Source organism: Paenarthrobacter histidinolovorans (genome assembly GCF_014647595.1).
In the GTDB taxonomy this organism is placed as follows: Bacteria; Actinomycetota; Actinomycetes; order Actinomycetales; family Micrococcaceae; genus Arthrobacter; species Arthrobacter histidinolovorans.
Window position 1 is genome coordinate 43,449 of record NZ_BMPM01000009.1, and the last position, 12,331, is coordinate 55,779.

The 12,331-nt window shown below is 64.5% G+C and carries 13 protein-coding genes; 2 read left to right on the forward strand and 11 right to left on the reverse strand.

The window, feature by feature from the left end:
* Nucleotides 1-42: 42 nt before the first annotated feature.
* From purM to IEY62_RS18080, 7 genes are all read right to left on the reverse strand, one after another.
* Nucleotides 43-1,191: a phosphoribosylformylglycinamidine cyclo-ligase gene (gene purM, locus IEY62_RS18050; protein ID WP_189020449.1), complete on the reverse strand. Its 1,149-nt coding sequence runs from the start codon at nucleotides 1,189-1,191 to the stop codon at nucleotides 43-45.
* On the reverse strand, nucleotides 1,188-2,819 hold the full coding sequence (gene purF / locus IEY62_RS18055) for an amidophosphoribosyltransferase (RefSeq protein WP_189020452.1): 1,632 nt from the start codon (nucleotides 2,817-2,819) through the stop codon (nucleotides 1,188-1,190). Before purF ends, purM begins: the two co-directional genes overlap by 4 nt.
* A 146-nt stretch (nucleotides 2,820-2,965) precedes the next feature.
* Nucleotides 2,966-3,298, reverse strand: a complete 333-nt coding sequence (locus tag IEY62_RS18060; RefSeq protein WP_189020454.1) for a hypothetical protein — start codon at nucleotides 3,296-3,298, stop codon at nucleotides 2,966-2,968.
* A gap of 90 nt (nucleotides 3,299-3,388) precedes the next feature.
* Entirely contained in the window at nucleotides 3,389-3,730 is a 342-nt protein-coding gene (gene uraH / locus IEY62_RS18065; RefSeq protein WP_189020456.1) for a hydroxyisourate hydrolase, read from the reverse strand.
* Complete coding sequence (uraD, locus tag IEY62_RS18070; protein WP_189020458.1) at nucleotides 3,727-4,236, reverse strand: 2-oxo-4-hydroxy-4-carboxy-5-ureidoimidazoline decarboxylase; 510 nt, start codon at nucleotides 4,234-4,236, stop codon at nucleotides 3,727-3,729. Before uraD ends, uraH begins: the two co-directional genes overlap by 4 nt.
* 154 nt (nucleotides 4,237-4,390) lie before the next feature.
* Complete coding sequence (locus tag IEY62_RS18075; protein WP_189020460.1) at nucleotides 4,391-5,221, reverse strand: phosphatase PAP2 family protein; 831 nt, start codon at nucleotides 5,219-5,221, stop codon at nucleotides 4,391-4,393.
* Nucleotides 5,222-5,299: 78 nt separating this feature from the next.
* Nucleotides 5,300-5,761: a winged helix-turn-helix transcriptional regulator gene (locus tag IEY62_RS18080; RefSeq protein ID WP_189020463.1), complete on the reverse strand. Its 462-nt coding sequence runs from the start codon at nucleotides 5,759-5,761 to the stop codon at nucleotides 5,300-5,302.
* Nucleotides 5,762-5,822: 61 nt separating this feature from the next.
* Here IEY62_RS18080 and IEY62_RS18085 point away from each other — a divergent pair, with 61 nt between their 5' ends.
* Together IEY62_RS18085 and IEY62_RS18090 are read left to right on the forward strand one after the other, a co-directional pair.
* Nucleotides 5,823-7,070 (forward strand): MFS transporter, encoded by a 1,248-nt coding sequence (locus IEY62_RS18085; protein WP_189020465.1) that lies wholly within the window; start codon nucleotides 5,823-5,825, stop codon nucleotides 7,068-7,070.
* Between the two features lie 25 nt (nucleotides 7,071-7,095).
* Nucleotides 7,096-8,190 carry a pyridoxal-phosphate-dependent aminotransferase family protein gene (locus IEY62_RS18090; protein ID WP_189020467.1) on the forward strand — a complete coding sequence of 365 codons (1,095 nt, stop codon included), beginning with the start codon at nucleotides 7,096-7,098 and terminating at the stop codon, nucleotides 8,188-8,190.
* Between the two features lie 163 nt (nucleotides 8,191-8,353).
* Here the strand turns inward: IEY62_RS18090 and IEY62_RS18095 are convergent, their stop codons facing one another.
* The 4 genes from IEY62_RS18095 to IEY62_RS18110 are packed head-to-tail and all read right to left on the reverse strand — an operon-like array spanning nucleotide 8,354 to nucleotide 12,202.
* Entirely contained in the window at nucleotides 8,354-8,773 is a 420-nt protein-coding gene (locus IEY62_RS18095) for an ATP-binding protein (RefSeq protein ID WP_189020469.1), read from the reverse strand.
* The gene (locus IEY62_RS18100) at nucleotides 8,766-9,098 is read right to left on the reverse strand and encodes an STAS domain-containing protein (RefSeq protein WP_189020471.1); all 333 of its coding nucleotides are present in this window, start codon (nucleotides 9,096-9,098) and stop codon (nucleotides 8,766-8,768) included. The genes IEY62_RS18095 and IEY62_RS18100 overlap by 8 nt, the downstream gene beginning before the upstream one ends.
* Nucleotides 9,088-11,064 (reverse strand): glycosyltransferase family 2 protein, encoded by a 1,977-nt coding sequence (locus tag IEY62_RS18105; protein ID WP_189020473.1) that lies wholly within the window; start codon nucleotides 11,062-11,064, stop codon nucleotides 9,088-9,090. Before IEY62_RS18105 ends, IEY62_RS18100 begins: the two co-directional genes overlap by 11 nt.
* Nucleotides 11,065-11,083: 19 nt before the next feature.
* Nucleotides 11,084-12,202: a PP2C family protein-serine/threonine phosphatase gene (locus IEY62_RS18110; RefSeq protein WP_189020475.1), complete on the reverse strand. Its 1,119-nt coding sequence runs from the start codon at nucleotides 12,200-12,202 to the stop codon at nucleotides 11,084-11,086.
* Nucleotides 12,203-12,331: the final 129 nt, after the last annotated feature.

Sequence of the window (12,331 nt, forward strand, 5' to 3'; positions counted from 1 at the left end):
GGCAGTAAGACCTGCCCGGCCGCTCCTTTTCGTAAGAGACGCTTAGGCGTAGGCGTTCACCAAACGGACAGCGCCGCCGTCGACGCCCTTGGCACCCTGGACGTAATCCGGGCCGGTCTTGTCGATCGAGTCGCTGTCAGCCGAAACGGTACCCATGATCCAGGACGGCAGGCCGCGCTCGTTCAGGCGTGCCACTGCGGCGTCGGCTGCTTCGGCGGAAACGATGGCCACCATGCCCACGCCGAGGTTCAGCGTGCGCTCAAGGTCGGCCAGCGGGACGTTGCCGAGCTCGGAGACCAGCTTGAAGATGGCGGGGAGCTCCCAGGTGTTGCGGTCCACCGTGGCGACGAGGCCCTGCGGGAGGACGCGTGCCAGGTTGGCGGCGAGGCCACCACCGGTGACGTGGCTGAAGCCGTGAACCGCGTTGGCCGAGTTCACCGGGAAGGCGCGGGCCAGGTCCAGGCAGTCTGCTGCGTAGACGCGGGTCGGCTCCAGGAGCTCTTCACCCAGCGTGCGGCCAAGCTCGGAAACCTGGCGGTCCAGGGCCCAGCCGGCGTGGTTGATGACGCGGCGGACCAGGGAGTAGCCGTTGGAGTGCAGGCCGGAGGAAGCCATGCCGAGCACGACATCGCCGGCGCGGACCCGGTCCGGGCCGAGCAGCGCGTCAGCCTCGACAACACCGGTGGCGGCACCAGCGACGTCGTACTCGTGCTCACCCAGCAGGCCCGGGTGCTCAGCGGTTTCGCCGCCCACCAGGGCGGTACCGGCGACGGAGCAGGCTGCGGCAATACCGCGAACGATGTCCGCGATGCGCTCCGGGACAACCTTGCCGCACGCGATGTAGTCCGTCATGTACAGCGGTTCTGCACCGACCACGACGATGTCATCCACCACCATGCCCACGAGGTCGAAACCGATGGTGTCGTGGATGTCCATGGCCTGCGCAATGGCGACCTTGGTGCCAACACCGTCAGTGGACGTAGCCAGCAGGGGCTTCTTGAAGGTGAGCAGCTTGGAGACGTCGTACAGGCCGGCAAAACCGCCGACGCCGCCAATCACCGACGAGTTGTGGGTCGCCTTGACGGCGCCCTTCATGAGTTCGACGGCGCGGTCTCCCGCTTCGACGTCGACACCCGCGGAGGCGTAGGTGATACCGGAGTTATTCTCAGCGGCGGGTGTTGCGGAGCTCATACAGACTCTTTCTTGTCGGCGTCGGTCAAACGATCAGCGTCGGTAAGCAGGTTTTCGAATTCGGCGTCGGGTCCGGGATCACAACCCGTGGCACCCGGCTTCTCGGCGGGGTCCTCGGAATCGTCCACGGATTCTGACTGAGCGGCCGGTTCCAGTCCGCCAAGGTCGGTCCGTTCCAGCAGGTTCTTGCCGAGCTTGTCCGCGTGGGGCAGCTCGATCGGGTACTTGCCGGTGAAGCAGGCCGTGCAGAGGCGTTCGCGCGGCTGCTGGGTAGCGCCGATCATGCCATCTTCTGAGATGTAGGCCAGCGAGTCGGCGCCGATTGCCTGGGAGATCTCCTCGATGGTGGCACCGTTGGCGATCAGTTCTGCGCGGGAGGCGAAGTCGATGCCGTAGAAGCAAGGCCACTGGACCGGGGGAGAGGAGATCTTCACGTGCACAGCGGCAGCACCGGCTTCACGCAGCATCCGGACAATGGCGCGCTGCGTGTTGCCGCGGACGATCGAATCATCCACCACCACAATGCGCTTGCCTCGGATCACCGATTCCAGGGCGTTGAGCTTGAGCCGGATGCCGAGCTGGCGCAGGGTCTGCGAGGGCTGGATGAACGTGCGGCCCACGTAGGCGTTCTTGACGAAGCCGTGCGCGAACGGGATACCCGACTGTTCTGCGTAGCCAACAGCGGCGGGTGTGCCGGACTCGGGAACGGGGATGACCAGGTCAGCCTCATGGGTGTTTTCGCGGGCCAACTGGCGGCCCATTTCCACACGCGCCTCGTACACGGAGCGGCCGGCAATGGCAGCATCCGGGCGGGCGAGGTAGACGTACTCGAAGACACAGCCGGCAGGCGTTGCCTCGGCGAAGCGCTGGGAACGGACGCCGTCCTCGTCGATAGCGATGAATTCGCCGGGCTCGATCTCGCGGATGAAGCTGGCGCCAACGGTGGCCAGGCCGGCCTGTTCGGAAGCGACAACCCAGCCGCGCTCCAGGCGGCCCAGGCACAGCGGGCGGATGCCGTAGGTATCGCGGGCTGCGTAGAGGGTTCCTTCATCCATGAAGACGAAGCAGAAGCCACCCTTGATTTTGGGCAGCAGCTCCAGTGCGGTCTGCTCCAGGGTCTTGCCCTCTTCGCCCTCGAGGAGAGCGGTCACCAGTGCGGTGTCGGAGGTGTTTCCCTGCTTCATTTCACCGGTCAGCTGGCCGTCGTTGCGCTCGAGGATCATTTCCCGGAGCTCAGCGGTGTTGGTCAGGTTGCCGTTGTGGGCCAGGGCAACCGTGCCGGTTGCTGTCGCACCCAGGGTCGGCTGCGCGTTGGCCCAGTGGCTTGCACCGGTGGTGGAGTACCGGCAGTGGCCTACGGCCAGGTGCCCGGTGAGGGTGTTCAGGGTTGTCTCGTCGAAGACCTGGGACACAAGGCCCATGTCCTTATAGACGTTGATGCGCTTGCCGTCACTGGTAGCAATACCAGCCGATTCTTGTCCGCGGTGCTGCAGCGCATACAGCCCGTAATAGGTGAGTTTTGCTACTTCTTCACCGGGAGCCCAAACCCCGAAGACGCCACAAGCGTCCTGGGGGCCTTTTTCGCCGGGGAGAAGATCATGAGAAAGTTTTCCGTCGCCACGTGCCACTGGTCGATTGTCTCATGTTGTGGCCGTGGTACGTTCCCCCGCGGTCTATATGACCCCGCCAACCGGTACATAACAGGCGTGTCTGCCCGAAAATGCGGTGTGTCTCACATTGGCTCCCCCCAAAAGAGGCGGGCCGGGGGCCCGACTTAGCGGACGTCGTCGTTCTCCGGTCCTTCGTCCGGAACCGAATCCGGGACGGCTTCCACCACCGCACGCTGGGAGCGCTTGACGCTGACGCGGTCCAGGATCAGGGCCAGGACCGAGAAGAGGATGACGCCGCCGCCGGCGCAGACGATCAGGAAAAAGCCGAAAACCGTGCCCGCATCGAAGGCGGGGTCTGCGGGACGTCCGTACGCGATGATCGCAGCCACGATTGCGCCCACCACCGCGCCCAAGATCATGAAGGGAACGAACTTGGGTGCCCGGCGAACCGTGATCTCGCGACGGGCGGAATTGGGGGTGGTGTCCTCTGAAGCCATGCCTTCAAGCGTACCGTTCTCCACCCAAGTGACAGATAATGCCAATGTTCGCGGGGAACATTGGCATTATCTGGCACATCGGCGGTGGGTTTAGCTGCCGCGGTACGTCGAGAACGCGAACGGGCTCAGCAGCAGGGGCACGTGGTAGTGCTCACCGGCGTCGGAAACTGTGAAGTTCAGGTCCACTTCCGGGAAGAAGGTCTCCGTGCCCAGTCCTTCGTAGTAGGCGCCCGTGGCGAAGTTCAGCCGGTAGGCGCCGCCCGGGATCCGCTCGGGGCCAAGATTCTTGATCCGGCCGTCTGCGTCGGTTTCGCCCTTGCCTACCAAGGTCCAGTCGTCGCCGTCGCGGACGTAAAGTACGACGGCGACACCCGCCGCCGGGCGACCGGAACCGGTGTCGAGGATGTGGGTGGTGACTTGTGAAACGCTCATGCGTTGACTCCTTCGCTGATCAGTCCCGAGAGGCGCAACAACGCGATCTCCCGCAGCTGGCCGGCCACGATTGTGTCTTCTTCTTCGGGGGTGTGGTTGAGGCGTTCCTGGAGGGCGGCGAGCATCTCCTGCGCGCTACGGCCTGCAGCACGGATCAGGAAGACCCTGCCGAACTTTTCCTCGTAGGCGCGATTGCCTTCGGCCAGCGCCGCTGTGGTCTGGTTGTCGCCGGGATCCACGCCGGCCTGCTCCGAACGCGACATCGCGGCTTCGGTGGTCTGCGCCTTGGGGCGTTCGCCGATCCGGGGGTGGTGGGCCATGGCTGACTCCACCTCGGCAGGGGTGAACGGCTCTGCGGCGCCTTGGGCCTGCCCCAGGAGTTCGTCGACGCTGGCGTAGGGGCGCGCGTCCACGATGGTTTCCACCCAGCGGCTGATGTCCAGGCAGGGGGTCAGGGTCCTGATGGCCTCGTCCCGGTCAGCCGTGTTGAATACTGCAAGCTCCATGCTTGTCATCCTCGTGCAAAATGCTGGCATCCATGGTGTGGGCTATGCGGAACTCCTGCTGTTGCCGGAGGAAGCCTTGTGCCTCAAGCTTCCGCATCATGGAACTGTTATTTCAGCATACGTAATTCAGTTAAGCCGAGTGGCCTGCCCGGTGTCAAGAGACTATCTCGCGATGACGCCGCGTGCGCACCGTCAGGTAGAGCCGGTGGGCCGTGATGACCAGGGCCAGCCAGGCGATGCCGATGGCCCATGCGGCGAGTACATCCGTCAGCCAGTGGTGGCCAAGGTAGACGCGGCTCAAGCCCATGGTGAGGGCAAAGACTGCTGCGATGGCCACCGTGATCACCCGCGAGCGGGTGGTCTTGAGCCTCAGGATGATCAAGTACGCCACAATTCCGGCGATCACGATCGAATTCAGGGAATGGCCGCTGGGGAAGGAAGCTGAGTGCTCGTACGGTGGAATCGCGTCGGCCAGGTCAGGGCGGGTCCGGCCGAAGATCGGCTTGCCCAGGACCGTGATCAGGAGCGACCCCAAGCCGGCCGAGAGCATCAGGATGACCGGAGTCCAGGAATGCCGCCGCAAAGCAAGGAAGATCATGATGCCCAGTGCGATGAGTGGCATGCCTACGGTGCCGCCGATATTTGTGTAAGCCGTGATGACCGCGTCCGCAGCAGGGGACCGGACTGATTTGGCGGCATCAAGAACGGGGTGGTCGAAGCCTGCGACCCCATCCGCTTCAGTCACTGACTCGTACACTTCGCCGAATGCCCAGGTCAGGGTCAAGGTGATGCCCAGACCGACCGCCAGCGTGATGATGAGCGCGGCGTAGGGGCCCAGGAGCCCGGTGATCCACTCGGCGCCCCGGGCCAAGGTCCGCCCGGCGGGGGACTTCCAGCGCGTAAGGTCCTGTCCGGCAACGAAGCGGTCTTGGTGTACCTCGCCCCGTATGCCCTTTTCTGCGGGCTCGTTTCCTTCAGTCGTCACTTGCGTCCCCTATCGTGGCGGCTTCGGCGTTGGTGAGTAACCTTAGCAGTTTGGGATCGGGGAACCCTGGTGGGCGTTTCACGTTGCCGGATGGCCCACTTTGACCAGCAGTGTCTCTTGGGGTTTGAGTTCACTGCCGTCGGGGCCCAGAGGGCGCAGTCGCGGCACCGGCTGCCCCGTGGCTGGGGTGACCAGGGTGGAATGGCGTTCGTTGGTGCCGAAGGCATTGCGCTCGCCCCATTGCCGGAGGCTGAGGACCAGTGTGAACAGGTCCAGTCCGGCGGTCGTGGGTTCGTACTCACTCCGCGTGCCGCGCTCATTGGGAATCCGGGTGAGGACGCCTCTTTCCACCAGGAGACGCAGGCGGTCCGAGAGGATGTTCTTGGCCACTCCCAGGGATTTCTCAAACTCCGAAAAGCGCCGTTTGCCGTCGAGTGAATCCCGAACGATCAACAATGTCCACTTGTCGCCCACCAGGTCGGCGGCCCTGGCGACGGGGCACTCGGGGTCCGTCCAGTCCATTTCGGTTGGTTGCAACATGAAACCATTCTGCCATAGGCTCATTTGGTTGCATATTGAAACCAACCAGTGGGGGCGCTCCATGAACGGCAACATTCAGACCATCGCCACGCAGGGACTGAGCCGTCGACTGCTTTTGTTGCTCGCCGTCGTCGCAGCTTTCATGGTGTCAAACCTCTACTACGGCCAACCCCTGCTGGAAAGCATCGGGGTTGATATGGGAATCCCCATGGCCGGGGTGGGCTGGGTGGTGGCCTCCGCCCAAACCGGGTATCTCCTGGGCCTGGTCCTCGTAGTGCCGCTGGGCGACCTCGTGAACCGTCGCGCACTCATCGCCCTGCAGGTGGGGGCCACCTCGGCGGGAGCCTGTGTGGTGGCCTTGGCGTCCTCTCCGGTTGCCCTTCTCGTCGGCTTCATGTTACTGGGGCTCGCATCGTCCGTCGTGCAGACCATCGTGGCCTTTACCGCTGCCTCAAGTACCCCGGCGCAAAGGGGAGGAAACATCGGTACCGTCACTGCCGGCGTCGTGAGTGGCATTATCCTGGCGCGGACTGTGGCGGGAGGCCTTACGGACCTGTGGGGGTGGCGGGCGGTCTACGTCCTCGCAGCCGGAGCCGGGGCAGTCCTCGCCACCGCAGCCTTCCGCGCCCTGCCGTCCGACCACCGGGTCCGAGGCGAGGTGCGCTACTGGCGTGCCGTTGGGTCCGTTGTGGTGTTGACCCGCAGCAACCCGATCTTCCGGACCCGGGCGCTCATCACCATGCTCCTTTTCGCGTCCTTCGGGGTGCTGTGGAGCGGCATGTCGCTGCTTCTGGGCAGCCCGGCTTGGAACCTCCCGCCGAGCGTTATTGGGCTTTTCGGACTCGCGGGACTGGTGGGGATACTGGCGGCGTCCAAGGCCGGTGCTGCGGCCGACAGGGGCTGGGGGCAACGCGTCACGGGGATGAGCCTCGTTGCACTCCTGGGCTCGTGGGTGGCCCTGTTACTGGGAGATTGGTCGCTGCTGTGGTTCGTAGCCGGAATCATCGTGCTGGACGCCGCCGTTCAGGCTGTCCATGTCAGCAGCCAAACCATGATCGTGGCCGGAGCCGAGGAGTCCGCCAGCAGCATCATCGGCAGCTACATGGTGTTCTACTCCGTGGGCAGCGCAACCGGGGCCGCCGCCGTAGCGCCGGTGTTCGACGCCTGGGGCTGGGCCGGTGCCAGCCTGCTCGGGGCGGTCTTCGCTTTCCTTGCGCTCGCGGTGTGGGGTACGGACAGGGTCCGGCGCGCCAGGAAGCCCGCGGGGACGGCCTTGGTTCGCGGCGTTTGCCATGCTGGGGCAGAATGACCTCAACCAGCTGAAGGAGTTCGCCATGCCAGACATTCTGACGTCCAGGTTCCTGTTCGGTCCCGGCCCGAGCAATTGCTACCCCGAAGCCATGGCCGCTTTGGCGTATCCCGTGCTGGGTCACCTCGATCCTGTATTTATCGAGCGCCTCGACCACACCTGCGAAGGCCTCCGGACCGTCTGGGGTACCTCCAACGCGCGCACGCTTCCGTTGAGTGCCACCGGTTCCGGCGGCATGGAAGCAGCGTTCGTGAACACAGTGTCCGACGGCGACGTGGCAGTCATCGCTGTCAACGGACTGTTTGGGGCGCGGATGTGCGAGGTCGCCCGGCGCTGCGGGGCAACAGTGGTTCGCGTGGATCACGAGTGGGGCCGGCCTGTGGACGCCGACCGTGTGCTTTCGGCTCACCCCAATCCCAAAGTGATCGCGGCTGTCCATGCTGAAACGTCCGTGGGTGTTCTCTCCGACATCGCCGCGCTCGGAGCCGGAAAGGGGGATGCCCTGTTGATCACCGACGCTGTCACGTCCATCGGCGGACTGGAGCTGTTGGCGGACGACTGGGGGATCGACGTCGGATACGCCGGAACGCAGAAGTGCCTGGGCGTCCCGCCGGGGCTGTCGCCGTTCACAGTGTCGGACCGCGCCTTCGAACGCCGCGTCAAGGACCCGCGCTCCTGGTATCTCGACATCGGCCTGCTTGGTGGATACGTTGGCGCGGCCAGCGGGGCCCGGACCTACCACCACACCGCGCCCGTCACAATGATCGCGGGACTTGAGGCCGCGTTGGACCGGATTCTCGCCGAGGGCTTGGAGAACGTTCAGGCCCGGCATCGCGCCGCAGGGGCCGCTTTGCAGCACGGGCTCCAGGACATGGGGCTGGAGCTGTTTGCCGCCGAGGGCTCCCGTTTGCCGAGCCTCACGACGGTCAAAGTGCCCGACGGCGTCAACTCGGCTGCCGTCCGCGCTTACCTTCTGGAGAACTTCAGCATGGAGATCGGCTCGGGCGTTGGGGAGTTCGCCGACACTGTGTGGCGCATCGGCATGATGGGCCCGAACGCCAACAGTGCCTCGGTGACCCTGGTGCTCGGCGCGCTGAAGGAAGCGATCGCCAAAGCCTGACCGAAATGAGCTCACATCCCGGTCGTTGAACCTTCGACGGCGAATCCCCCGACCGCTTTCACGCCGCGTTGCGCTGGGCGAGGGGTTGAGACATCGCGCTGATGCTCAACAGCCGAAGTTGTGAGAGTGGGACCCGGGGAAGCACTCGGGATGTGGAGGACGGTCAGGTTTCGCGGGTCAGGATCCAGGTGTTCGTGCCGTCCTGGCGTTCGAACGTCACCGTGGTCACCAACGCTTCGATCAGCGCCAAACCCCGCCCGGACTCGGCTTCGGAGTCGGGCATCGAGGCCTGCATGTCGTCGGCAAAGGGTTCGCGGGCGTTGTGTGCGCTGACCCGGGCAATAAGGCGGGTCGGCCGGACGCTGATGTCGACGTCGATCTCCACCGGCTTCTCAGCCACGGGCAGGGCGTGCTGGACGATGTTCGCTGCGGCCTCGATCACTGCCGTGGCGAAGGTCATCCGGTCCATGTCCGGCACAAAGGAGGCGTCCTCCCACAGTGAGTCGAGCTCGTCGTGGATGGCGTCAATTGCCTGATCGTTGGAGGGCCCGTGGAAACCGCGGCGGGCGACGACGTCAGTCATCGCCGAACGCGTCTTCGGCGGTGGGGTAGGCCGTGAGCACCCGGTCCATGTTGGTCAGTTCCAGAACCATTTTGACCTGTGGCTGGACCTCGGCGATCCGCAGATCGCCACCGGCCTGGCGTGCAGCCTTGAGGCAACCGATAAGCGCGCCAAGGCCGGAGGAGTCCATGAAGTCCGTCCCGGCCAGGTTGACCACAACACGGCTGGACCCGCCGGCAACAACTTCGGCCACCACTTCACGCAGTTTGGGCGCGGCCACCATGTTCAGCCGGCCCACGCTCTTTACCTCCGCGTAGGAGTCTTTGACCTCGTAGCTAAACTGCATCGGCATTCCTTTCCTCGGGGCGCTCCGGCCCAACATCCTCAGGCACAAAACCTTTGTACAAAACTGCCTTGACCAGCACGCTCAGGACCACAAGATCGAACGCAACCCACGCCACGTTCACCAGTGTGCCCAGGGGCTCGGACATTCCGGCGAGCAGCCGGATAAGGCCGACAATCAACGCAATAGCCAGCAAAACAGCCACGATGATTTGCGGCCGGATGAGGCTCCAACTCGGCCCACCGCTCTGGCGGGCTTTGGGGGTGACCGCGAACCCGAGGGGACGGCCGAACCAGACGTTGCGTGCCGCCGTCGTGCAGGCCTTGATCCAGGTGGGGAACAGCGCGAGGCTGTACTGCTGCCCGCGCCAGGTGGGGATCCCGTGTCCGGCCACCAGGAACAGCAGTTGGTTTACCACCATGAACGGGATGAAGCGGATGAAGAAGTCGAAGCTGATGCTGTTTACCGGGAGGATGCCGAGCGTCAGGTAGATGATGGGCGCTGCGAAATAAATCACGGCAGCGAAGCCGCTCAGGTAGGTCCACATGGTGGAGAAGTACATGAGTCGCTGGCCCCACGTGAGCCGACGCTGCACCAGCGGGTTCTCGCGGAGAAGGACCTGCATGGTGCCTTGTGCCCAGCGGAGACGCTGGGTCAGCATGGTCTTGACGTCCTCCGGGGCCAGCCCGTTGGCGAGGATTTCGTGGTGATAGACGCTCTTCCAGCCGAGGCCGTGAAGGCGCATTGCGGTGGCCATGTCCTCGGTGACGGAGATGGTGGCCAGGGGCATGATCGGCTGGGCTTCGTCGGTGCGCTCCACCGAGATGGCGTCCAGGACGGCGTGGACGGACTCGAGCGCCCCCAGCGGGGACCAGTCGCGTCCGGACATGCGGTCGACGGCGTCACTCGCCACAGTGGTGACGCCCGACTCTCCGACGTGGGCGAGTTCCATTGCCGCGATTTCTTCGAGGTCGGATTGGAGCGCTGAGAAGTCGGCGGCCACCAGGGTGCGGACGGCGTCGTCCACCTTGCGGCGAACCCGGTACGTGATTTCGCTGAGGGACGCGCCGGCTTCGAGTTCCTGCTGGGCGGCTGCAGTGGCGGCTTCCACCTCGTTGAGCATCTGCTCCACCAAGGGGTTTTCAGCCTCGGCCGAGCGGCGGGCCTTCTTGATGGCGGTACGCGAAGCAGCGAGGGCACGGCGGACACTCTTCTCCGTGGCCTTCACATAGCCCACCAGGCCCAACTGCATGAGGGCTTCCCGGCGCAGGATCGCATTGGAGCCGCAGAAGAACGCGGCGTTCCAGCCGTCCTTGCCCTGCTGGATGGGCCCGTAGAACAGGGGAGCCTGGCTGCCCAGGGGATCGTCGGCGGGGACGTTGATGAAGTACTGCGGGGTCTGGACCAGAGCCACGAGGTCGTCGTTGAAGTAGCCCAGCGTCTTGTCCAGGATGTCCGGCTCGGGGATCTGGTCGGCGTCGAGAATCAACAGGTACTCGCCCGAGGTGACCATCAGCGCGTTGTTCAGGTTTCCGGCCTTGGCGTGCCGCGGCATGTCCGGTGTCCAGTCCGCGCCGCGCGTCACGTAACCGATCCCGTTCGATTCGGCGAGTTGGCGCATCTCAGGCCGGTCGCCGTCGTCGAGGATCCAGGTGCTGTGCGGCCACGTGATGTTCTTGGCGGCCAGCGCCGTGGTCATCACCAAATCCAAGGGCTCGTTGTAGGTGGTGATGAAGACGTCCACGGTGGCATCGGCCGGGGCAGGGGGTGGCGGCTTGCGGAATTTGATGTTCCAGACCGTCAGGCCGAACAGCATCACGTCAATCAGGCTGTACGTTTCAGCAATGACCAACGGAACCGCGATCCACCACGCCTCCCAGTTCAGCGATGCCATCCACCGCCACGCCACATAGTTGATGCCCAGGATCACTGTCAGAACAACGATCAAACGGGTCCAGAAACGTGTCACAATCCCCCCCTTTGTGGCTCTAGTGCGTTGCGTCAGGTTTGCGGCGAACGACGACGGCGGTCACGTCGTCTTCGGCTGTGGCCGCTGGTGCCAGCTCCAGAAGGGCGGCGCAGACATCGTCCGAGGTAGCGCCAGTGCGCGCTGCTTTTTCGACGTTCCGAACGAAGTCCTCCAAGGATTCGTGGGCGTCCAGTACGCCGTCGCTGACGATCACCAGGGAATCGCCCGGTTCCAACTCCAGTTCGGATGCTGGCCAGTGCTGGCCGTCCAGGATGCCCACGGGCGGACCAGCCGAGACGAGCCGCTGCGCTGCCCCCTCCGCCGGGATGTGAAGCGCGAGTCCGTGGCCGGCGTCGATGTAGCTGAGCTTCCCGGATGCACTGTTCAGCCGCGCGTGGAACATCGTGGCGAACGAGCCGGACTGGTCCAGGTCTGAGGCGATGGTGAGGCTGGCGGAGCCGAAGGCGTCGTCTATGGCCGGTGTGTCGGCCACGGACCGCATCACGGCACGGACGGTGGCTGCGATCAACGCGGCGCCCATTCCTTTGCCCATGGCATCGGCAAAGGTCAGGTGCATGCCGTCGCGGGTCTGGTACCAGTCGTAGAAGTCCCCGCCAACGCTGCGCGTCGGACGGAAGGCACCAGCGACGTCATATCCGTCCAGCCGCACTGTTTCGCGCGGGAGGAGGCTTTGCTGCACAACTGCCGCCCGTTCGAGTTCGTCTGTCTGGCGCTGGTCTTCGGCGGCCGGGGCAGGCGTGCGGGCCCGACGGAACAGGGCACGGATGCGGGCCTGGAGTTCCTTGGGGCTGAACGGTTTGTTGATGTAGTCGTCCGCGCCGGTGTCCAGGCCGTTGAGGCGGTCGATTTCGTCCGCCCGGGCCGTGAGCATCAGGATGTACGCGTCCGAAAATTCGCGGAGACGGCGGCAGACTTCCATGCCATCGATGTCCGGGAGGTTGATGTCCAGGGTCACGAGTTCGGCGTTGGTCCTGCGGACGGCCTCGACGCCGGAGAGCCCGTCGGGTGCCTCGGTCACCACGAAGTCGAGCTGCTCAAGGACCAGTACGAGGAGGCCACGGATGTCGGCGTCATCTTCGACGACGACAGCATGGCGAGGGGACGAGGTTGAGACCATGGCTCCATTAACTAATGCTGCTGGCTATTTGTCACGTTTAGTAAAGACAAACGTAACGCCCGCTCAATTTAGTTGAGCGGGCGTTACAGGATTTGTTCAGATATGTGCCCGAGGGTTTCGCTCAAAACA